Here is a 20,658-nt window from a genome sequence, read left to right as displayed (position 1 = left end):
GAGCGCCGACTTCAGCTGAGCCAGGGCTCGGTCTCCGCCTCGAAGTGCGTCTGTGCCCGGTCGAGGAACTCGTCCGGGTCACAGCCATGTGCCCGAAGCCAGTGGAGCACGCCGGCGATGATCTCGACGGCGGCCTTCTCGACCAAGGCCATACCGAGCGGCCCTGAGCCGCCGCTCATCAGGTCGGTCAAGGCGAGGCTGCCGGTGGGCAGAGTGCTGTCGGCCGGACTTGTCGCCAACTCACACCACGTCACCTTCAGATCGGCTCGCAGCTCGACCCCCCAGCGGTCCGCGACCGCTGCGACAAGGGCCATCCCACGACCGCCTTCGCAGTCGAATCCTGCCTGAATCAGGGTGGGCAGAGCCCGGGTGTCGGGGTCGTGGACCTCGATGCGCAGGTACGTGTCGTTCATGGAGACCGCCAGCGTGGCGGGCGTGCCGCGGCCAACGTGCGTGATGACGTTGGCAACGAGCTCGCTGACACACAATTGGGCCTCGTTGACGACTTCGTGCAGTCCCCAGATCCCCAGGTGCAGCTTCATGATGCGACGTAGGGCTGCCACTTCCTCGGGCTCGGCCGTGAACGCCAAGTCCAACGGCTTTCGCTGCATGCACGCTTCCTGGATCACGAAAAGCCGACCCCTTCCATCTCAAGACTCCTTGGCACCGACGTGAGCAACTCAGCGTCATGAACGCTCACGGTGAGTCGCATCACTGGCTAGCATGGAGCCCGCTCATCCCGCCATGCAATGTGCACGGCGGGATTCCCACGTTTGAGTGATTGGCAAGCACACCCCTTGGCGCGAGACTGAACCCCCGTTACGAGAAAGAGGTTTGAGATGGCCGGCTCACCGACGGCACGCCGTCGCCGTCTCTCGATCGAGCTGAAGAAGCTCCGCGAGAAGAGCGCCCTCACCTGCGCCCAGGTCGGCGACGCCTTGGACTGGAGTGGCTCCAAGGTCAACCGGATGGAGACGGGAAGCGGGCGGGTCCAACCGTCCGACATCGATGCCCTGTGCCGGTTCTACGGCACCAGCGACGAACTGCGCGACTTCCTCAAGTCGCTGGCCCGACAGGCCAAGACCCGTGGTTGGTGGCAGATTCACAGCGCCGGCGTTCCCGAGTGGTTCAACATCTACATCGGTCTGGAGCAGGACGCCTCCACCATCCGCCAGTACCAGTGCGAGCTGATTCCCGGCCTCATGCAAATCGGGGCGTACGCCCTCGAACTCCACACGACCGGCGCGCACATGTCCCCTCAGGACATCGACAGAGCCGTACGTGTGCGCCTGGAGCGCCAGGCCATGCTCACGGGAAAGGATGCTCCCGATGCGTGGTTCATCGTGAATGAGGCTGCTGTGCGCAACATCATCGGAGATCGGTCGCTGATGCGGGACCAGCTTGAACGCGTCCTGGATGCCTCGGAGTTGCCGAGTGTCACTGTGCAGGTGCTTCCCTTCGACTCGGGCACCTACCCGGCGACGGGTTCGTTCACCATGCTCGGGTTTCCTGCCCGAGAGGACCCGGACCTGGTGTACCGCGACGGAATCACTGATGCCGTTTACTTGGAGGGCGAGCATCATGTTCGTGAGTACACGAGGGCATTCGACGGCTTGCGAGCGGCAGCTCTGAGTCCTCAGCGGTCCGCCCGGCTGATCAAGTCCGTTCTGAAGGAATACGCAGGATGAGCAGTGCAGAGTCGCGTGACGACGGCCGTCCGGTGTGGTTCAGGTCGTCGTACAGCAACGGTGCCGGAGGCGAGTGCGTGGAGTGCGCGCTGACTAATGAGGACGCTCTTGTACGCGATTCCAAGGGATCGATGGGTTCCGTGGTCACGGTGCGAAGCGAAACGTGGAACTCCTTCGTGCAGGCCTTGAGGAGGGGGACTATCCCTCTGAGGTGATCGTCCGTGCCTTGCCGCGTCTGCTCGCAGTCTTCGCCCCCGACGGTGAATCCCTGTCGGCGGGTGAAGAGTGCTCGCCTGGCACGCGACTGCGGTGCTCACACGGCAGCTGTTACCGCGACCTGGGCAGTGGCTCACCGCACCGAGGTGGAGCTTGAGCAGCCACTGGTCTGATCGCCCGGCTCGCCACGCCCCGACCGGGAGCGGTCGCCACTGCGCGGCCCTTGGCCGCGCAGTGCACCACATCGCGTCGACGGCTGAACAGCACAGTTCCGACGCCGCCTCAGGTTCAATCGAGGTCGCTGGTGGCCACGAGAGGCTCCTTGAACGCGGCGGCGATCCAAGAACGCGTAGCGTCCGCTCCGCCAGGCGTGTGGGACCTCTCCCGGAAGGGACTCCTTACACTCCCGGCAGGTTCTCGTGGTCGGTGATCGAGTCGCCGGGCAGGGTCAGACGAGGAGGGGTGTGGCATCGGGGTCGTTCGTGATCCAAGGGAGCCTGTCAAGCGCCTTCGACCCGCCGGAGGGAGAAGCGCTTGTGGAGATCCCGGAGGCGGTTCTGAGGGAGGCTGTCCGTGCTCTTGGCTGGTGAGGACTGGCGGCGGACGTTCGACGCCATGCAACAGGAGGCATGGCGCCTGGAGACTCTGCCTGTCTACCGCGTACCACAGGAGAAGGAGGCAATTCGTCGCTTCCTGGCCGGGGAGCCGGTTACACGCGAAGCAACACAGCCTTGGTATGACCGGGTCAAGGCCTATGTGGCCAGCGGCCGCAGTGTTGGGCGAGTGCACATCGTCCAGCAGCCCCTGTCGGACTACCTCCGCTTCGAGTTCGAGCACTACCGCCACAACGTCGAGGCCGGGGAGGCCATCCGCATCCTCGACGTAACCAACCGCCCCAACCCCCTTGATCGCGTTCAGGACTTCTGGATGTTCGACTGGTCTCGGATCGTGCTCATGCACTATGAACCAGACGGGACGCAGATCAGCCGGGAAGTTTACGAGGGTGCCCCGGAGCCGTTTCGGGAGTACCAGCGCATCGCCCTCGCGGAATCGGTGCCCTTCGAGGAGTACGTGAAGGGCCTTGTCGATTGATCCGAAGCAGCCAGGGCATTCGAAATGCCGACCTAGCGGACCGAACAGCAGCGCGTCCGGGCTGTGTTGTCAGCGAACTCTGCAACAAGATCGCCGACCAAGGCTGGGTACGTTTCCCGGCGTACATCCCGCGTCAGGCTCCGCCTCGCCGGATATGGAGAGGGGCGGTGGTGAGGGAATGTAGTGGGCATCGCCCTTGATGCCCTACGCGGCCTCGGTGATGCCTCAGCACTGGACCGAGTCCGGATTGCTGATTCGGGGATCGTTGAGCGCAGCCGCGTACTTCATGCGCTCTCTTCGAACATCACCATCGACGGCCGCCTCTCAGCAGCCCTCAGTCACCCGACCACCGCGTACGCCCTGTCCAGCAGCCTGCAGGTCACACCCTGCATGGTCGTGAACAGCGAGAAGAGTGACGCACACCAGTATTGGGATTCAGCCGTTCTACCAGTCGGTCAAGTCGACGAGGAGATCGCAGTGGGGGTCGTCGGGGGCCGGCTGCTGGTATTGCTCTTCCTCGATGAGAGTGGGCAGGGAAGCGATCAGCGCGGTAGGCGTACCGGTCAGACGGATGTCGGCGCCGACGATGCCGGGCCGGTCGGGCCGCTGCACATAGAGACGCATCAGGCTGTGGCCCAGCATGAGAAACCCGATCAGGAAAGGGTGTTCGTCATCGCCGGGGCAGGAGAGGGCCCGCAGGACGGTCAGCGCCTGGCCCTGTTCGGGCTCCGGGTCAGGGGTGATCTCCTCCGGATGGAGGCGGATGACGGTCATCCCCATGGCCTCGCTGATGTCGCTGCCGCCGTAGAGCTGGGTTCCAGCCAGAACGGTGCGCAGGATGCCGGGGATGTAGTACGGAGCCACGGCGTCGTGGGGGATCTCGTAGAGGAAGGTTGCGCCTTCCTCGTCATCTCCGGCGTGGATGGCGATCCGTACGGCGCCCGGAGTCGGCAGGACTCCGCGCAGGCGGCAGCCTTCGACGATAGGAGCGTTCAGGTAGTACAGCAGCAGGCGGCTGACGGCCGCCTGCTGCTCTCGGTCTTCGGGATCCGTCACTGGTTCATCCATGCGGGGCACTTGTTGTGTGGCTGGTTACGGCAGAAGGCGTTGATGACGCCGATCTTCTGTCCCCGGCCAGCGTCGTACCTTCCGTCCTTGGTCTTGCGCGTGTACTGAACGATCACGGTGAACTTGACCTGCGCGGGCCTGCCGCCGGTCCTGATGGCGACGCCGTCGTACTCAAGGCGCCCGTGGCCGTCGTTACGGTCGACCTTATCCTTGAGGGCCGCGTGGAGGATCGAGCACTTGCGGATGTTGTGGCGGTGGGTGAAGTGGTTCCAGCCGAACTCGGAGTTGCCGAACCGGGTGACGATCTTGCGCCCGTCGTCATCGGTCGACTGGCAGTGGACTCGCTTGTCGAACGGGTCTGGCTGGGCCGGTCGTGGCAGGGCCTGCGCGGTCGTCGAAGTACCGGACAGAAGGACCGCGGTGGACAGGGCAGCGGTCGCTAACGCAATGATCTTCCTCACAGGCGTGATCATGACACGCGCCCAACAGGACAGGCACTGCGTTTTTGGGACGCATCTGCAGTCGACGTCCCGCCGGAAAGCCTTGCCGGCGCGCGGACGTGCGGGCGGCCTCAACTCAAAGTCGAAGGCCGTAGGGCGTTTGGCAGCGATACCGTCTGGTCAGGCGAATCGAGCCATAGCCGTGCACCCGCGTCGTCGATGGTGAGGCCGTACCGGGTGTAGTGCGGCTGGCCTGCGGTCCTCCAGGCCGTGAAGGCAGTGACGAGGTCGGCCCACAGGTCGCGCTCGCCCCATACCGTTACGGCGTCCGGCTGCCACCAATCCGTGTAGCGGACCACCGTTACCGATGAGCCGGCCTCGTCCCAGAGCTGAGCTTGCCTGCCCGTTTCGGTGTCGCGGCGATCGACGCTCATATCGGGGACGTGGAGACCGAGCACGAAGTCCTGCGCCCAGGAACGGCCGAGCACCTGAGCCGGGTCGACAGGTGAAGCCCGGCACTTGAACTCGTGCAGCTCAGTGACGCGATTCGCGGGGCGTTGGGAACGGATCCACATGTAGTTGGCGCCGCCCGTGAACCGGCCAGAGGCAACGCGGTCCAGGACGCGGAGCTTGAGCAGGCCGCCGCGCGCGAAGAGCGTGTTGAAGGGGGTCAGGACGGTTCCACCGTCCCGGCACTGCGATCGCCAGGCGGTTGGGATGTGCCGGACGGAGGCGGTGTTGATGATCCGGTCGTACGGTGCCGAGCCGGCCCATCCCGCCAGGCCGTCCCCGCAGACAGTCTCCGGCTCGTAGCCGGCCCGCTTCAGGTTGTCGACCGCTTGCTCGGCCAGAGTGGGATCGACCTCGACGCTCGTGACGTTGCGGGGGCCGACCCGCTGACACAAGTAGGCGGTGTTGCAGCCCGACCCGGTGCCGACTTCGAGCACCTTGTGGTGGGGTTCGAGGTCGAGCTGGTTCAGCTTCTCGAAGACGATGTCCATGGCGGACACGGACGATGAGAATTCTCCGCGTGCCGGCCCCTGGTCGGCGGTGTGGCCGTCGTTCATCTGGACTATGACCGACCGGTGTGTTTCCCATACAGCACGCAGCCACGCGTCGGGATCGCTGCTGCGGTCAATGACCTGGTGCAGCCCGTTTTCGTCGGTGTCGAGGATCCAGAAACGCGGTGGGATGAAATGTGTGCGGTCAACGGCGTGGAAGGCTGCTCGAAGCCACGGCGAGCGAAAGGCCCCCATGACCTCGAGCTCCTGCGCCGCGACCGCTCGGTAGTCGGTCACGATCGTCCCTCACCTCCCACCGTCGCCGCCGCCCTGCCCGTCGGGGGACGGCGGGGTGGGCGGCGGGTTCCACGGTTTGATCGGCGCGGGGTCGCCCTTGTGCTTGCTGTCTGACATCTCGGCTCTCCTTCGACTCGTGGCAGTACTCAGGGCCTGCTCGGCGGGGAGTCCGGTGCGGATGGTTTGGTGGGGATGGGGTCCGGGTCGGGACCGGGTACGGGCGGTGTGCTCAATGTTGTTCCCTCCTTCTCGGGTAGGGGCCTTGTCCTCCTGTGTATGAGCGATCGCGCGCACGGAGCCACGGATGGTGTCTGGCAGCAGGCATGAAGGCCGTGACCGCGGGAGACTTCTGACCATCAGTGGACCCCGCTCGCGTGGTCACGGATCTCGGTTGCGTGACGCGCCGCCTTGCCGGTATCGCCGTCGTCCTCCGCAGCACGAAGCTGTCTCCAGTTGGCCTGGCAGACCTTGCAGCCCGACACGGGCGAACAGTCGAGTAGCCAGGCGTTGAAGCCGGTCGGGAGATCTACAGGGCGGGGATCTGGAAAGGTCTGCTGAGTCGTGGCCATGACGCCCAGGCTGAAACGGCGCTCAAGGGCAGCGCTACGCACTTGCACCAGCTTGCACACCAATTCGGCATTCAAGCCGCCCTGTTGACGACTTCATGGCTGCTCAGTGATGCTCGTGCAAGTCCAAGCAAGCATCCGGAAGGAGCCCGGCATGGCTGTGAGGTTTGTCGGTATCGATCCCGACACTGACCGCGACCACTGCCCTACGGTGTGGGCGGACGCGGAAGCTCAGGAGATCTTGCTGCAGGGATGGAAGCCGGACGCGGCAACCCACGCCGCCTGCCAGATGGCGAGCCCCGCGCACGGTCCCGTGCCGGAGGGCGAGGCCATCATCAGGCTCCCGGCCCGGATGATCCCGCTGATCAGGGAGGCGTGCGATGCCATCGAGCGTGCCCAGCTTCGCTGAGCTGCTGGGGCGGTGCCAACGCTCGGCGGTGCACCTGGAGATGCGCGACGCCTACGCCCCCACGGACCGGTTCGAGGCGTGGAAGCGAGGCGAACGGATCAATTGGGACGACCGGCAGTCGTGGTGGCACTCCTACGACCAGTTGATCTCCGACACGGTGGCCCGCGGTGTGGAGATCCGCCGAGCCCGCGTAGTCAGTGAGCCGGTGAGCGAGTACATCCGTTGGGAGCACTACGTCACCCACGCCAACGTGACGGCAGGCGAGCAAGTTCGCTGGCTGCCAAGGCGGTTGGCGACAGACATCGCCCTACCTGGCAATGATTTCTGGGCGTTCGACGAGACGCTGCTCCGGGTCCACCACTTCGACGGTGATGGAACGGTTGTGGAGGACGAAATCACGGACGACCCGAGCACCGTAAAGCTCTGCGTCTCCGCATTCCAAGCCGTGTGGGAACGCGCCATCCCGCACGACCAGTACCGCATCTGAACGAACGGCCGGCTCCGTGTCTTCGCACCCCTCGTCCAACGTCCAGCAGGCCCGCGAGGCGCTCGCAGCGCGACTACGGGAGCTGCGTCTGGATGCCGGACTGACGAAGCGCGAGCTGGCCGTCCGGTGCCGGTGGCACGAGTCGAAGTCGTCGCGCATCGAGAATGCGAAGACCCCGCCGTCGGATGCCGATATTCATTCATGGTGCCGCGCTTGTGGCGCCGAGGACGAGTTGCCCGATCTCATCGCCGCCAACCGCCAGTCGGCAGAGGCCCATGTTCAGTGGCGGCGCCTACAGCGCAGCGGGCTGCGCCGCGTGCAGGAGTCCACAGGCGACCTGTATCAAAGGACCGGATTGTTCCGGGTGTACGTCTCCGACGTGATCCCAGGGTTCCTGCAGACACCTGGATACGCATCCGCACTGCTGTCGTCCATCGCCCAATTCCGGGGCACGCCCGACGACGTGAGTCACGCGGTGGCCGCCCGGATGAGACGCAACGCCGTCTTGCTCGACACCTCCCGCCGGTTTTCGTTCGTCCTCGAAGAGTCCGTGCTTCGGTACCGGCTGTGCAGCCCGGAAACGATGGCCGCGCAGCTCGGTCAGCTGCTCGGAGTCATGGACCACCAGAACGTCGCCTTCGGCATCATTCCGTTCGCGGCCCAACGGACTGTGTGGCCCATGCCCACGTTCACGATCTTCGACGACACGCGCGTGCACGCGGACACGCTGGACGCTGCCAGTACGCTCACACAGCCCGGCCAGATCGCTCTGTACTCGCGGGCTTTCGATCGGCTGTCAGAGAGTGCTGCGCGGGGTGCGGGGGCCCGTTCCCTAGTCGCTACCGCATTGGCATCCCTGGAATGAAGACCGTGGATCAGCTGAGGCGCTCGTAGGCGCCGGCGCAGGGCCGGTTACCCAGCGAAGCATGGGGAGTTGAGGCACACATGGCGCGACTGGTCCTGTGGGACATCATCGACCACCCCCTGATCGACACACGCGGCGTGGGCCGTGGACTGTCGGCCGCGGCCTTCCTGCGGACCACGGGGGCAGCCCATGCGCGAGCAGGCGAAGATCGACGGCATCACCGAGTCCGTCATTTTCCGGGAGACCGCGAAGCTGCACGGACTCACGACGGACTGCACCGACTTCGAGCTCTTCGCCCAGGCCCTGGCGGAAGAACACGTGAAACGGGCCACCGAGCTCCGGGAACGCGGCCATGCACTGCCGGGCGCCGCCGCGGTCCTCGACGCCCTAGACGCCGACAGTGTCCAGCAGACCGTGGTCTCCGGGAACGTCCGCCCGGTCGCCGAGATCAAGCTCCAGGTGTTCGGGCTCGACCAGCACATCCTGTGGGAACTCGGCGCCTACGGAGAAGACCACGACACGCGCGCCGCGCTCGTCCGGCTCTCCCTTCAAGGCGCCGAGGCCACCGCCGCGCAGACCGTGCTGATCGGCGACACTCCGGCCGATGTGCAGGGCGCACACGCCAACGGCGTACGCGTGATCGCGGTGGCGTCCGGACGTAGCGACAAGGCCGCATTGCGGGATGCGGGGGCGGAGGTGGTGCTCCCTGACCTCCGGGAGACCGCGCTGCTGGTGAAGCTTGTACGAGGGATGAGCGGTAGCTGATCACGTCGGCCCGGCGATCCATGGCGGCATGCGCGGTGCGGTGGTCCGCGAGAGACAGGCTGCCGTCCTGGAGCGCACCCCGGACGCTGATCGAGTGCAACCCGAACGGGCAGTGGGGCTGGCTCCCGGACGCGCAGGCCATCACCGAGGCGTTCGCCGACATCTTGACCAGGAAGGAGGCGGTGGGCCATGAAGATGCCGGCCGACCTTGAGACCGACGCCGCTCGGCTGCGTGAGGCCATGGCGGAAGTCCTCGCCGATGACGGGGCTCTCCGCGACTCGGCCTGGCGGGCAGCGGTCGAGAAGGTGCCACGGCACCCATTCGTACCCGGCTTCTATCTGCCCGCCGACCAGCGCGACGAGCACGGACTGACCGTATGGGAGCCGGTCACCGCCGAGCTCGACCACGGCCGGTGGCTCGCCGCGGCGTACTCCGACACCACGCTGATCACGCAGTTCGATGGCGAGGAGTCTTAATGACCGAGTCAACCCGAACGATGCGGTCAGATGACGTTGACAGCGTCGAGGAGATGGGTGGCGAGTTCGGTGTCGCCGGTGACGGTCACGTCGTGATCGCTCCATGATGACCGTTGGGTGCCCCAGTCGGGGAAGGTCAGCGCGGGGGCGGTGACGTGCGCGGCGACCGGGCCGTTGGACGGGGCCAGCACGCCTGCCTCGTCGATCCACCATGTTCCGCCGCCGGGGCCGGTGAGCGTCAGGGTGACACGGGCGTCGAGCCCGGCGACCGGCGCTTGTCGGACCTGGTTGCTCAGTACGGCGATCATCCACGTCAGGACGGCTCGCATCCGGTCGGCATCGGTGGGCGGCGCGGGTCGGCCGAGTGCTGGGGCCATGTCGTGGCGCAGGTGGGTGTGGTGGTCGAAGACGAGGGCGCCGCCGATCAGCAGGCCCAGGGGGTAGCGTCCGAGTTCGACGAGCGGAACGCGCAGCCGCGTGGCGGGGGTGCGTCGGATGAGGTCGAGGAGCGTGGTGGCTCGGCGGGTGGCGCGGGTGTACTCGGCCATGACCTGTGCCCGGCTCCAGCCGCGGCGCCGGTCGACGGGGCCTTCGTTGAGTTGTTCGAGGCTGGTGGCGCGCAGCATGTCCAGTCCGGGGGGTGTGTAGCAGTTCCGTGCTGTCGCGCCGATGTGGGCGACGACGTCGGCGATGCGCCAGCCCGCCGCGGCGCTGGGTGCCGCCCATTCGTCGTCGCTGAGGGTGCTGGTGAAGTCGAGCATTTCGGTGCGTTCGGCGCGCAGGGCGGCGACGATGCTTTGCAGGTCCGCTGCGTGGAGGCGATCGGTCATGCCGTTCTCTTCTCTCGGAGGAACTCCGTGTCATCCAGTTCCGCGCCCGCCATCTGCGCCCCAAGTGCAGAGCGCCACGGCGGTATCGATGGTTCCCCACGCCCGTGGCGGTCTGGCGGTGGGCGGAGCTATGCGTGCATGGCGCGTCGTGCCATCCAGCCCATCGCGCTGACGACCAGGCGCCGGGGCAGGACCTTGCTGGCGAGGGCGAGGGGGCGGCCGTTGGTGATGACTGATGGCGGTGCGGAGCGGCGGTCGAGGGTGTCGAGGGCCGTCTTCACGACGTGGTCGACGGTGGCCCGTTTCGAGCCGTAGTCGGCCGACTGGCTACCGGCAGCGTCGTAGAACTCGGTCTCCACCGCACCGGGGCACACGGCGAGGACGCGCAGGCCGGTGCCGCGGGTCTCCTCCCACAGCGATTCTGTGAAGCTGAGCACGAATGCCTTGGTGGCGCCGTAGACGCTCAGGTACGGGGTGGGCTGGTAGCCCAGGATGCTCGCGACGTTGATCAGGAAGCCGTTGCCGGCGGAGGTCAGCGGGTCGATGTAGGCGTGGCTGAGGTCGACGAGAGCGGCGACGTTCAGCGCGATCATGCTTTGCAGGCGCTCGGGATTCTCGTCCCGGAAGGGGTCGTGGGAGCCGAAGCCCGCGTTGTTGACCAGTCCGGTGGCGTGGATGCCGCGGGATTCGAGCTCGGCGCGCAGTGTGCGGCCGGCGTCGGGCAGGCCGAGGTCACGGGCGACGACGGTCACCGTGACGCCGTGGGTGCGGGTGAGGTCGTCGGCCAGGTTCTGAAGTCGGTCCGCCCTGCGTGCGACGAGCACGAGGTTCGAGCGGCGGGCGGCCAGCTGGCGTGCGAACTCCGCGCCGAGGCCGGAGCTGGCTCCGGTGACGATGACGGTCTGGTGGCGATAGTCGATTCTTCTCATGCCATACACCCTACGCACGTTTTTGCACTCGGTGCAAACAGCTACATGGAATGAATGCCTGTACCATCAGTGCATGGACCGGAAACAGACATCCATTCGTGAGCAGACCCGCTCCGTGGTCCGTTCCCTGCTCGCCCGGACCGCTGTCGAGCTGTTCGCCGCCCAGGGATACGACAACACGACACTGGAGGAGGTCGCCGCCGCGGCGGGTGTCTCCCGGCGGACCCTGTTCAACTACTTCCCCAGCAAGGAAGACCTCGCGCTCGGTGGCCTGTCCGAACAGGGCGAGCTGATCGCACAGCGGTTCGCGCAGCGCCCGGCCGACGAGGACTGCTGGGCGTCGCTGCGTGCGGCATTCCAGGTGATCGAGGAGATCGAAACCACCCCCGAGCACCGCCTCGAGCTGGTCACCCTCCTGTTCGACAACGAGTCGCTGCGCGCCGGCCACGCCGAGAAGCAGGCTCGCTGGCAAGACTTGCTCGCACCACTGATCGAGCCGCGATTGCCCGACTCCGAGCACCGCGCCCTCCAGGCGCGCGCGATCGCGGCCGCGGCGATCACCTGCCTGCAGGCAGCGAACCAGGAGTGGGCGCGCCTCGGTGGGCGGGTCGACCTATTCGGCCTCTACGACACAGCCGTGCACGCCATCCGCCGGCCCGCCTGAAGCCCGGCCACGCCCGCCCGCACACCGCAGACGGCACTGCCCCGTGCGACCGCCGATCGGTCAAGCTGCCTGCGCGACCGGGGGGACGGAGGTGAATGCCCGATTGTCGCGCAGGAGTGCCCACAGGACGCTGGCGCGGCGACGAGCGAGCGCGATCACGGCTTGAACGTGCTTGAGTCCTTCGCCGCGCTTCTTGAGGTAGAAGTCCCTGTTCGGGCCTTCGCGGATGATGCTGGTCTGTGCGGACAGGTAGAACCCCCTGCGCAGGCGGCGGCTGTAGCGCTTGGGACGGTGCAGGTTGCCACTGCGACGACCCGAGTCCCGCGGCACCGGCACCAGCCCGGCTGCGGAGGCCAGGTGGCCGGCGTCCGCGTAGGCCGACAGGTCACCGGCGGCTACGACGAACTCCGCACCGAGTATCGGGCCCATACCGGGCAACGATTCGATGATCTCCGCCTGCGGGTGGGCTCGGAACGTGTCCCGGATCTGCCGGTCGACGCTCCTGAGCCGGTCATCCAGGGCCAGGATCTGGGCGGCCAGATCGGCGACGATCTGCGCTGCCACATCCTCGCCCGGGCTCTGGTAACCGGTCAGCAGGACAAGGGCACCCTTGTGAGCAGCGCCACTGACCATACGAGCGCAGGTGGTGGGGCTCTTTCCCTTTACGGGGAGGCCCACTTCCATCTTCTGACCACAGGCCACCACCGCGATCACGCGCCGGATGTCCCACCAGCTCGAACCCGAGCCAGCACCTGTTCGGCCAGCTCCTGCGGAGTCAACTCACCGTTCAGGAAGACCGTGTCGCTGGGCAGCGTGTCGGCCGCGGCCATGCACGGTTCGATCCTGTCCTTGCACCAGCGCCGGACCCGCTCGTCCTGCTCAGGGTTGTCCGGGGTGAAGCTCCGGCCGTCGATCCGCTTCGCCAAGATCTCTCGGGAGACCTTGAGGAAGAAGTGGTGGACGTCGATTCCCGCGTCCTTCAACGCGCCGAAGATTTCGTCGACATACCCGGGATTGACCAAGGTCATGGGGACAAGGACCGGTCGGTCGTACTCCTCGACCAGCCCCACCGCCAGGTCGGCGACCTGGCGCCGCCACAGCCGAAGGTCCTGGAAGTCGCCGGTCGGCACCTCCACGATCAGTCGACGAGCGTGCTCTTCCCGCTGCCGAACGCACCGTTCGCCCAGACGATCAACGCGTTCCTCCCCGCCCGTTTGCCGTGCCCACGCGTCGGGCCCGGCATTTCGGATCAGCATGCCGCGCGGTCTGGGTGGGCCAAAATCCATGGGCAGAACGTGCCCCGAAAGATCGCTGAGTGGGGCCGAATCCCACTGTCAGGCGAGGCCGGTTCTCGATGCCGAAGCCACACGGTGGAACGCGTCGGCGCGGCAGCAGGCGTCGACGTCGGGGTCAGCGAACGGTGGTGGGAAAATCCGCCGCGATCCGCGCGACAGACCCTCTGACCGCATCCAGCGCCGCCGTTCGTTCCTCGTCGGTCATACGGGCCGGTCCATAGGTGACCACCGGGTCGAGGACCTGGAAGCCGACGAACTCCAGCATCCCGCGGTGGATGTGGAACAGGAAGTCGTCCATCGGGCCGAAGGCGCCACCGGGTTGGAACGACTCACTGGGCCCGCCGGTCGTGAACAGCAGCATCGCGCGCTTCCCGGCGAGCGCCGCGTCGCGGAAGAGTCCGTAATCCCCGCCGAAGACCCCGCCCATCACGAAGACCCGGTCCACCCATCCCTTGAGGACGGCGGGCAGCGAGAACCACCACAGCGGGAACGACAGCACGAGCAGATCGGCGGCGAGCAGCAGGTCGAGATGGGCCTTGACGGCCGCGTTGAGCGTCCCCTCCTTGACCGCGCGCATCTGCTCGGCCTGCGGCTTGAACAGGCCGTCCACCGGTGCGAACTCCTCGCGGGCGAGAACCGGGGCCCATCCACCGGCGTAGAGGTCGAGGACCTCCACTCGATATCCGGCCTCACCCAGGGACTGTGCCGCGGCGGTCATCTGGGCAGTGCTGAACGAGTGGGGCTCGGGGTGAGCATGAACGATCAGGGCGGTGGGCGCAGCATCGTAGGTCACCATGAAGAGATCATATCGACGTATTGCGATACGTCAATCAGATGGCGGTGTCGATCGCTCGCGCCAGCTGCGCCAGCCGCTCTTCATCGCGCCGATAGTGGGTCCACTTGCCCACCCGGGTGGGACGCACGAGTCCCGCCCGTTCGAGCGTGCTCATGTAGCTGGAGACCGTCGACTGGGCGAGTCCCGACTTCGCCTGGATGTGCGTGACGCACACGCCGACCGTGCGACGGTCCGCGATGGGCTCGTACTCGCCGAAGTGCGTGTCGGGATCCTTCAGCCACTGCATGATTTGCAGACGGGCAGGGTTGCCGAGGGCCTTGAACACCTCGATCAGGTCACCCGAATCCCATCCCGCCGTCGCGGCCATGCGTCACCTTTCTCCGAATCACTTCAACACACCACGATATCTCGATATCGGATCCGCACGGCTTTGGCTGATGGTCACCCTCTGTCAGACCTCCCTGGGATGCTCCGAGCATGGAGATGACAGTGCAGCTGACGATCGACTGCTCCGATCCGCAGAGAATGGTGACCTTCTGGGCCGAGGCCCTGGGCTACGTGCCCGAGCCTCCGCCTGGCGGGCATGCCACGTGGCGTGCTTACTGGGCGGCGGTGGGGGTGCCCGAGGCAGAGTTGCCGGCCGGTGCCGGGGATATTGCGGAGTCGATCATCGATCCCGCGGGACGTGGACCGAGGGTGTGGTTCCAGCAGGTTCCGGAGCCGAAGGTCGCCAAGAACCGGTGGCACTTCGACCTGAAGGTCGGCGGTGGCCGTGACGTCCCACTGGACGTCCGCACCCAGCGGGTCGAGGCTACGGTGGATCGGCTGGTCAAAGCTGGTGCCACCGTGCTGCGGATCAAGGATGAGCCGGACATGGGGCTCTACGCCGCCGCCATGCAGGACCCCGAGGGCAACGAATTCGACGTGGTCTGAGGGCCGTTGGGGCGGTGCTGGTCACAGCCACTTGTTCACGGCTGCGACCAGGACTGTCGCCTCGTAGCGGACGGAGAGCTTGTCGTACCTCGTGGCTACTGCCCGGTGCCTCTTAAGAGCCAGTACCCACCTGCACGTGAGTACGCGTACTCACGTGCAGCAGGCGGCTTGATCGGAGACTTGGCGCATGAGACGAACCTCTGCCCTGACCAGCACGGTTGCCAGCTCCCCGCACCGCCTGCGGCGCACGCTCGCGATAGCAGCTCTTGGCGCTCTGGCACTCGCCGCCTGCGGCACCGAGAAGACAAGCGCCAACGGACCGCGCAGCAAGCCTGCTGGCACTGCTGAGGTCCGGCCCAGCGCGGCCTTCACGGCGATGCTGGACAAGGTCGCGCAGTCGTGTCCCCCAAGTGCCGCGCCAGAGGCGCCGCCGACCGGTCCGGCGCAGACCCTGCCGCCCGGTTCGGTGGAGATGCCGCCGGACGTGGAGCCCATCGCCCCCACGGCGGGTCCGGAGGTGGAGTTGAACGCTCGCGACTGGTGCGCGAGCAACCTCCACGAAGAGCGCATTGCCCAGGCCCTCTGGGATCTGGTGGATCCAACCCCGACCAAGGTCCGGACGATTCTGAACGACCTCGGCTACGTCGACGAGCGCATACACGACCTCAAGCAGTCCGGTGCGACCACGCGGTTCTTCCTCGACCTGCGTGACAAGGGCGGACGGCTCTGCTTGGAGGGCTCGGCGGCCGGCGAGAACACCGTCGTCGATAAATGCGTGGCCCCGGCAACCGGCCCGTTCACGCCTGGAGAGCGGAAGCAGTGAATACCGGCAGCCACCCGCGCCGCCGACCGCGGGGAGCCGCCAGAACATCCGGCCTACCAGTATGGATGTGGAGATCGCGCCCAACAACATCAACAACGTCCGCCTGAAGCTCAAGCGGCTAGTTGAGCGCGGGATCCTGGTCAAGACCGAGCAGGGGTTGTTCACCGCTATGGGGGTGGCTGCGGACGGTTGTCTGGGCCGGAGGGGAGCGGCAACTGCTAGCGTTCGGGCCGATCATTACGGGTCAACCGGGGGAGTAACCAACGATGCAGCGTCCCATTGCCGTTGTCAGCGTCGCCACCGCCGTCGTTCTGCTGGCAGGTTGCAGCGGCAGCGACGACAAGTCCAACTCGACACCCGAGAACGGCGGCAGCACCACAGCCGCCACACCGTCGGCGCCGGCAGTCGCCTCCTTCGACCCACCCAAGGCATTCGTCGCGATGTCGGCGTTCGGGGTCGAGCGCACTGCCGAGGACAATGAGTACACACTCCAGGGCAGCATGGTGGGCCAGACCTCTCTGATCGCGGGACTCACCGGTGTCACCGGCCGCAACATCGCCGCGCACGGCCGGCCGTGGACCGTCCCGTCCGCTGCGGCGTCCACCACCGAGACGCTGGACGTGACCGCACCGATGGGCGTCCAGCTGGACGGCAAGGACGTCGTAGCGATCGCTTACGTTCAGAACGACGAGGGCAACGGCACCCAGAAGGCCAAGGGTCAGGTGGTGTTCCAGTGGCTCGATGCGACCGACGGTAAGAAGGTTGCCGAGGTCACCGCGGACCTCACCCCGGCCCTCGGCGCCGGCGAAGGCGGCGACAACGTGGTGAGCCAGGCGTACGACGCCGCCACCGGGCAGATCGTCGTCGGTGTCGGAGCCGACGGCCAGGCGGCCGCCGAAAAGGGCGGCGAGGTGTTCACGGTCTATGCCGACCCGAAGACCCAAAAGTCGACCGTCATCCCGTTCGTCACCCCTGCCGGCGTGCTGAACGGTGTCGTCGCCGGCGCAAAGGGCAGCAACCAGGAGGGGGCGGCCGACGGCACGATCGTGATCGCCGAGGGTGCGACCGGCAAGATCACCAAGCAGACCCCGACCAAGCAGGACTACCTGAACGCGGCGGGCAGCGGCGGCTCCAAGCGCGCCTACCTCGCCTCCAACTCGTACGCGGGCAACGACAAGTACGACAACGCCCTTTACTCGGTCGACATCGCCAGCGGCGCCGTCGTACAGACCAAATCACAGGTTGTGGACGAGCGCGTGAGCACCTTCACCTGCTGGAGCGATCAGGCCAAGGCCGTGGTCTGCACGTCCGGCGAGTCCGGCGGCAAGGAGATCATCGGCTTCGACGACACCACCGGCAAGAAGACCTGGGGGTACACCGACGAGTCGGCGAGCCGGGTCGTCCCGGCGGTCACGGCGGCGTTCCACGGCATCGTCTACGCCCAGACCGAGGCCCAGCCGGTGCTGATGGACGCGGCGACCGGCGCGGACGTGCCGACCAGCACGCCGACGGCGTCCTCGATGCCTCCGGCCGGCGCGACATCGACCGACGGTGCGCCGTCGCAGGGCAATGACCCGGGCAGCGCGAACGGTTCGGACATGTCGCTGTACGACGGCAAGCTGAAGTCGCCGACGGCGGTCACTCGGTACGGCGGCGCCTACCTGCAGGCCCCGGGTGGCAGTAACTACGACTTCCAGTCGATTCTGATCGCGCTTGCACCCACCGCCTGATCATTTGAAATCGGGTAGGAGGGCCGCGTCACCCGGCCCTCCTGCCACACCACCGGACATGCGCGCCTGCATCCGGCGGTTCATCCGGAGAGCTACCAGGGGCGGGTGCTGGTGTAGCTGTTGCCACCGCCGAACTCGATGGGGGCGGGGCTGCAACCACCCAGGTTCTCGGGCTTTACGGCGTCATGCCCCCACTTGCGTACCGACGGTACGACTCCGTTGGGGGTGGGGTCGACGTTGAACCTCCGGTTGGCGTAGGTGGTGTTACCGACCACGTTGTCGGCGAAGACATTGCCCCGCGAGCAGATCTCCGAGCCGAAACGCCAGTCGCTGAAGACAGCGATGTAGCCGGTCTTCCAGAACCGGTTGTGGTCCACCAGGCCGGCGTCCGTGCCGTTACGGACCCGGATCGGATCGCCGGATATGTAGCCGAAGTTGTTGTCACGGACGATCATTCCATCCGAGTTGTTCGCCGCGTACACCCCATGGACCCCGCCGGGGCTTCCGGTGTTCTCCAGGTAGTAGAAACGGTTGCCCTCGATGTGTGCCCTGCCGGAGTTGAGCAGGTGTACCCCGCCGAAGCCTTCGTTGCCGGTGCCGTCCACGTGCTTGCTGCCGATGTAGCGGATGAGGTTGTTCTCGACCCATACGTCGAGAGTTCCGGACGCCTTGATGCCGCCGTTGCGGCAGCTTTCGATCGTCAGGCCGGAGATGGTGACTCCGGCGTCGGCGGAGGTGAGCTTCACCCCGTAATCGGCAATTCCGTCGAGTTCGCAGTTGATGACCGAGGCTATGGACGCATCCTCCGCCGCCGGGCCGCCGGATTCGCTGGTGATGGTGATGTGCCCGCCCTTCGGGGCGTAGGACCAGTCGATGGGTGCGTACGTGCCAGGAGCAAGGCGGACGGTGACATCACGTCCCCCTATTGCCCGGGCGATCTCCTGCGCCTCGGCGACGGAGGACACGGCCGCGCCCCGCGAGAGCCCGTTACGACCGAGCGCGCCTCTGGTTCCCGAGGCAGGCGCCTTCGCGTCGACGAATATGGTCACCGCGTCCCCCGTGGAGGCGCTCGCAGGCGCAACCGCGGTCATGCCCGTCGCCGCGATCGTCGCCAAGCCAAGGCCCGTCAGGGCTAACTTCTTCCACATACCGCCCTCATCTCGTCTTCGGGGCTTGCCTGTACATTTGTGCGCCGCAGCGTATCGGCGTGTGATCACACTCACACAAGACCTAAATCCGCCTGCTCTGGATGGCTTTGGGCGGTCGCGTAGGCGCCCGAGGCGCGACCGCCGAGAGGGCCGAGAGGGCCGAGAAGATGACCATGCAGACCGATGGTGTCGACCATGAGCTTGTCCGGGCGGCGGCACACGTCGCGGCCACCCGCTGCCGGGGCGACAACCACACCATGGCGGCTGCTGGCCGTGCTCGTGACGGCCGGATCGTCACCGCGGTGAACGCCTATCACTTCACCGGGGGCCCCTGCGCAGAGCTGGTCCTGATCGGTACCGCTGCCGCCCAGGGTGCCTATGACCTGGACACCATCGTCGCCGTGGGTGACCGCGACCGAGGCGTCGTGCCCCCGTGTGGCCGCTGCCGTCAGGTCCTTCTTGACTACTTCCCAGCTCTCAAAGTCATCGTCGGGACAAACGACCGCCTCCGGATGGTGCCCGTCACCGACCTGCTTCCCGAGAGCTACATCTGGGCGGACCACCAGGTGATCGACGTTGGTTGATCAAAGGCGCTTGCTTTGTAGATACCCGCCGATGACATGGTGCGATGCGGTCTCGATGCCGCCGGCTCCCGGATTGTGGCGGCCGCCGAGGGGAGGCAGGGTGGTCTCGAGACCGTCATCGCGAAGCGAGTTGTGTGAGCCGCGAACCGGCGACCTTGGTCACCGCCGAACGAGTGGGTCCTTACACGGTCCGGAATGCGGTGGCCGAAGATGGCCCATTCCGGGCAGCCTTACGGAGGTGTGGTACATGTCAGAGAAGAACCCTGATCACGGGACCACCCACGAGGGCCTATTGCCCTCCGAAGTCCAGCTGCTTCAGGATGTCACTCCGCCTTTCTTTCCCGAAGGTGGTTCGGCAATGACAATCCTCGTCGATTGGCCTCCCGGCCACCCCGGGCTCCCTCCGCATCGCCACTCGGGCCCGGCATTCGGCTACGTGATGGAGGGCGCGCTCCGGTTCGAGCTCGAAGGTGAGCCGGAGCGTGTGGTCGAGGCCGGTGGGACGTTCTGGGAGCCGGGCGGCGACATGATCCACTACCAGGACGGCAACGCCCTGCCGGACGCACCGACCAAGTTCCTGGTGACCATGGTGTGCGCGCCGGGTCAGCCGATGCTCACGTTGGTCGACGAGGAGGAGCTGAAGGAACGGGCGCACCTGCGCTCCCCGCGTCCCTCCGAAGGCTGACCCGCGCGATCGACGGACCCGGGTGTGGGCCCGCGAATGTACTTCCAGCGCGTTCCCGAAGGCAAGGTCGTCAAGAATCGGCTGCATCTTGACGTGCGGGTCGGCACCGGACTCGTGGGTGAAGAGCGCCTGGCCACACTTGAGGCCGAGTGCGCACGACTGGTCGCGCTCGGTACGGTGCGCGTGCGGCTACTGCGTGCCGATGGCGTCAATGAGTCGTGCATCGTGATGCAGGACATCGAGGGCAACGAGTTCTGTCTCGACTGAGTCACCCGAGACGGCGCGCTGGTGAGTTGTGAAGTCGGGCGACCGAGCATTCTGCAGTCTGCGGCGCCCTGTGATACTCCCGGTCGGTCAGGTCGCCGGGGCGACGAGGAGGAGGCATGGGCGGGGACGATCCGCATATTCATGTTGAGTCGAAGGTGGTTCAGGGCGGTGCCGCGGTCCGCGTCCGCAATGTGCTGGCGTCGACGTTCGGTCTGGTCGGGGATCTGCCGAGCCTTGTCACCGCTGGATGCGGGGTGCGGGTGCCGTATGCAATGACCTCGCCGCGGCCGGATCGCGTCACCTGTCTCGCCTGCCGTGAGCATGCGCGGCTTGAGCACCTGCGCTTTGCGGAGCAAGTCGAACGGCTGAGTCGCATGCCTGGGTCGGTTATTGGGCCTGCCGAGGCGAAATTGGCTGTGGAGCGGCATCGTGATCTCGCGGAGAGGTTCTCTGACGCGTAGGGGTGAGCGACTGACCTCGGGTGTGTTGGTCTGCCGTTGGCTTCAAGTGGCCCATGGCCGCCCGGTTTTTGTGAGGGTGGCGGTTCCGGGGCGAGTGTCAAGAGCGCCCTTCGGGCGTCGGCTTCGCCGATTTCGCTTCGCT

General features: G+C 66.4%; 24 protein-coding genes and 4 pseudogenes. 16 read left to right on the top strand and 12 right to left on the bottom strand.

What is annotated here, in order from left to right:
- Positions 1-11 precede the first annotated feature (11 nt).
- Entirely contained in the window at positions 12-611 is a 600-nt protein-coding gene (locus tag SSP24_RS36485) for an ATP-binding protein (RefSeq protein ID WP_141314548.1), read from the bottom strand.
- A 228-nt stretch (positions 612-839) separates the two neighbouring features.
- On the opposite strand from SSP24_RS36485, the gene SSP24_RS36480 reads away from it, so the two are divergent.
- The 3 genes from SSP24_RS36480 to SSP24_RS36470 all read left to right on the top strand — a co-directional run bounded on the left by SSP24_RS36480 (position 840) and on the right by SSP24_RS36470 (position 2,996).
- Positions 840-1,688 carry a helix-turn-helix domain-containing protein gene (locus SSP24_RS36480; RefSeq protein WP_141314528.1) on the top strand — a complete coding sequence of 283 codons (849 nt, stop codon included), beginning with the start codon at positions 840-842 and terminating at the stop codon, positions 1,686-1,688.
- Positions 1,685-1,903: a DUF397 domain-containing protein gene (locus SSP24_RS36475; RefSeq protein WP_141314526.1), complete on the top strand. Its 219-nt coding sequence runs from the start codon at positions 1,685-1,687 to the stop codon at positions 1,901-1,903. The genes SSP24_RS36480 and SSP24_RS36475 overlap by 4 nt, the downstream gene beginning before the upstream one ends.
- 574 nt (positions 1,904-2,477) lie before the next feature.
- The gene (locus tag SSP24_RS36470) at positions 2,478-2,996 is read left to right on the top strand and encodes a DUF6879 family protein (protein ID WP_141314524.1); all 519 of its coding nucleotides are present in this window, start codon (positions 2,478-2,480) and stop codon (positions 2,994-2,996) included.
- A 444-nt stretch (positions 2,997-3,440) separates the two neighbouring features.
- Here SSP24_RS36470 and SSP24_RS36465 read toward each other — a convergent pair whose 3' ends face one another.
- The 4 genes from SSP24_RS36465 to SSP24_RS36450 all read right to left on the bottom strand — a co-directional run bounded on the left by SSP24_RS36465 (position 3,441) and on the right by SSP24_RS36450 (position 6,371).
- The gene (locus SSP24_RS36465; RefSeq protein ID WP_141314522.1) at positions 3,441-4,052 is read right to left on the bottom strand and encodes a hypothetical protein; all 612 of its coding nucleotides are present in this window, start codon (positions 4,050-4,052) and stop codon (positions 3,441-3,443) included.
- A complete protein-coding gene (locus SSP24_RS36460; protein ID WP_141314520.1) occupies positions 4,049-4,537 on the bottom strand; it encodes a hypothetical protein in 489 nt (162 codons plus the stop codon). The genes SSP24_RS36465 and SSP24_RS36460 overlap by 4 nt, the downstream gene beginning before the upstream one ends.
- A gap of 98 nt (positions 4,538-4,635) precedes the next feature.
- Complete coding sequence (locus SSP24_RS36455; RefSeq protein WP_141314518.1) at positions 4,636-5,802, bottom strand: protein-L-isoaspartate O-methyltransferase family protein; 1,167 nt, start codon at positions 5,800-5,802, stop codon at positions 4,636-4,638.
- Between the two features lie 356 nt (positions 5,803-6,158).
- Positions 6,159-6,371, bottom strand: coding sequence for a hypothetical protein (locus tag SSP24_RS36450; protein ID WP_141314516.1), 213 nt, complete (start codon positions 6,369-6,371; stop codon positions 6,159-6,161).
- A gap of 151 nt (positions 6,372-6,522) precedes the next feature.
- Between SSP24_RS36450 and SSP24_RS36445 the strand changes: the two genes are divergently transcribed.
- The 5 genes and pseudogenes from SSP24_RS36445 to SSP24_RS36425 form a co-directional block, all read left to right on the top strand.
- Entirely contained in the window at positions 6,523-6,777 is a 255-nt protein-coding gene (locus tag SSP24_RS36445) for a hypothetical protein (RefSeq protein ID WP_141314514.1), read from the top strand.
- Positions 6,749-7,264, top strand: coding sequence for a DUF6879 family protein (locus SSP24_RS36440; RefSeq protein WP_141314512.1), 516 nt, complete (start codon positions 6,749-6,751; stop codon positions 7,262-7,264). The genes SSP24_RS36445 and SSP24_RS36440 overlap by 29 nt, the downstream gene beginning before the upstream one ends.
- Positions 7,265-7,280: 16 nt before the next feature.
- Positions 7,281-8,129 (top strand): helix-turn-helix domain-containing protein, encoded by an 849-nt coding sequence (locus SSP24_RS36435; RefSeq protein WP_141314510.1) that lies wholly within the window; start codon positions 7,281-7,283, stop codon positions 8,127-8,129.
- Positions 8,130-8,318: 189 nt separating this feature from the next.
- Positions 8,319-8,894: a haloacid dehalogenase-like hydrolase gene (locus SSP24_RS36430; RefSeq protein WP_373306709.1), complete on the top strand. Its 576-nt coding sequence runs from the start codon at positions 8,319-8,321 to the stop codon at positions 8,892-8,894.
- Between the two features lie 189 nt (positions 8,895-9,083).
- A pseudogene (locus SSP24_RS36425) lies at positions 9,084-9,365 on the top strand (ATP-grasp peptide maturase system methyltransferase); the annotation flags it as partial.
- 32 nt (positions 9,366-9,397) lie between these two features.
- Here SSP24_RS36425 and SSP24_RS36420 read toward each other — a convergent pair.
- Together SSP24_RS36420 and SSP24_RS36415 are read right to left on the bottom strand one after the other, a co-directional pair.
- Entirely contained in the window at positions 9,398-10,201 is an 804-nt protein-coding gene (locus SSP24_RS36420) for a maleylpyruvate isomerase N-terminal domain-containing protein (RefSeq protein ID WP_141314508.1), read from the bottom strand.
- 128 nt (positions 10,202-10,329) lie between these two features.
- A complete protein-coding gene (locus SSP24_RS36415; protein ID WP_141314506.1) occupies positions 10,330-11,130 on the bottom strand; it encodes an SDR family NAD(P)-dependent oxidoreductase in 801 nt (266 codons plus the stop codon).
- A 73-nt stretch (positions 11,131-11,203) separates the two neighbouring features.
- Here SSP24_RS36415 and SSP24_RS36410 point away from each other — a divergent pair, with 73 nt between their 5' ends.
- Complete coding sequence (locus SSP24_RS36410; RefSeq protein ID WP_167529806.1) at positions 11,204-11,794, top strand: TetR family transcriptional regulator; 591 nt, start codon at positions 11,204-11,206, stop codon at positions 11,792-11,794.
- Positions 11,795-11,854: 60 nt separating this feature from the next.
- Here SSP24_RS36410 and SSP24_RS36405 read toward each other — a convergent pair.
- From SSP24_RS36405 to SSP24_RS36390, 4 genes and pseudogenes are all read right to left on the bottom strand, one after another.
- A pseudogene (locus SSP24_RS36405) lies at positions 11,855-12,409 on the bottom strand (transposase); the annotation flags it as partial.
- 95 nt (positions 12,410-12,504) lie between these two features.
- Positions 12,505-12,989: pseudogene (locus tag SSP24_RS36400) on the bottom strand (ATP-binding protein).
- Positions 12,990-13,204: 215 nt separating this feature from the next.
- Positions 13,205-13,885 (bottom strand): NAD(P)H-dependent oxidoreductase, encoded by a 681-nt coding sequence (locus SSP24_RS36395; protein WP_141314502.1) that lies wholly within the window; start codon positions 13,883-13,885, stop codon positions 13,205-13,207.
- Positions 13,886-13,919: 34 nt separating this feature from the next.
- Positions 13,920-14,252, bottom strand: a complete 333-nt coding sequence (locus tag SSP24_RS36390) for an ArsR/SmtB family transcription factor (RefSeq protein ID WP_141314500.1) — start codon at positions 14,250-14,252, stop codon at positions 13,920-13,922.
- A 110-nt stretch (positions 14,253-14,362) separates the two neighbouring features.
- Between SSP24_RS36390 and SSP24_RS36385 the strand changes: the two genes are divergently transcribed.
- The 3 genes from SSP24_RS36385 (at position 14,363) to SSP24_RS36370 (ending at position 17,371) form a co-directional block, all read left to right on the top strand.
- On the top strand, positions 14,363-14,818 hold the full coding sequence (locus tag SSP24_RS36385; protein ID WP_141314498.1) for a VOC family protein: 456 nt from the start codon (positions 14,363-14,365) through the stop codon (positions 14,816-14,818).
- A 187-nt stretch (positions 14,819-15,005) separates the two neighbouring features.
- Positions 15,006-15,641 carry a hypothetical protein gene (locus tag SSP24_RS44525; RefSeq protein ID WP_229865298.1) on the top strand — a complete coding sequence of 212 codons (636 nt, stop codon included), beginning with the start codon at positions 15,006-15,008 and terminating at the stop codon, positions 15,639-15,641.
- A 266-nt stretch (positions 15,642-15,907) separates the two neighbouring features.
- Entirely contained in the window at positions 15,908-17,371 is a 1,464-nt protein-coding gene (locus SSP24_RS36370; RefSeq protein ID WP_141314496.1) for a hypothetical protein, read from the top strand.
- A 92-nt stretch (positions 17,372-17,463) separates the two neighbouring features.
- On the opposite strand, the gene SSP24_RS36365 is transcribed toward SSP24_RS36370, so the two are convergent.
- Positions 17,464-18,420 (bottom strand): right-handed parallel beta-helix repeat-containing protein, encoded by a 957-nt coding sequence (locus tag SSP24_RS36365; RefSeq protein WP_167529805.1) that lies wholly within the window; start codon positions 18,418-18,420, stop codon positions 17,464-17,466.
- A 266-nt stretch (positions 18,421-18,686) separates the two neighbouring features.
- Between SSP24_RS36365 and SSP24_RS36360 the strand changes: the two genes are divergently transcribed.
- The 4 genes and pseudogenes from SSP24_RS36360 (at position 18,687) to SSP24_RS36345 (ending at position 20,516) form a co-directional block, all read left to right on the top strand.
- Entirely contained in the window at positions 18,687-19,103 is a 417-nt protein-coding gene (locus tag SSP24_RS36360; RefSeq protein ID WP_141314491.1) for a cytidine/deoxycytidylate deaminase family protein, read from the top strand.
- Between the two features lie 247 nt (positions 19,104-19,350).
- Positions 19,351-19,788 carry a cupin domain-containing protein gene (locus tag SSP24_RS36355; RefSeq protein ID WP_141314489.1) on the top strand — a complete coding sequence of 146 codons (438 nt, stop codon included), beginning with the start codon at positions 19,351-19,353 and terminating at the stop codon, positions 19,786-19,788.
- A 15-nt stretch (positions 19,789-19,803) separates the two neighbouring features.
- Positions 19,804-20,055, top strand: a pseudogene (locus SSP24_RS36350) (VOC family protein); the annotation flags it as partial.
- A 116-nt stretch (positions 20,056-20,171) separates the two neighbouring features.
- Entirely contained in the window at positions 20,172-20,516 is a 345-nt protein-coding gene (locus tag SSP24_RS36345; protein ID WP_141314487.1) for a hypothetical protein, read from the top strand.
- The last annotated feature ends 142 nt before the right edge of the window (positions 20,517-20,658 follow it).

This window comes from Streptomyces spinoverrucosus, assembly GCF_006539505.1.
In the GTDB taxonomy this organism is placed as follows: domain Bacteria; phylum Actinomycetota; class Actinomycetes; order Streptomycetales; family Streptomycetaceae; genus Streptomyces; species Streptomyces spinoverrucosus.
This window is presented reverse-complemented; position numbering and strand designations above follow the sequence as displayed.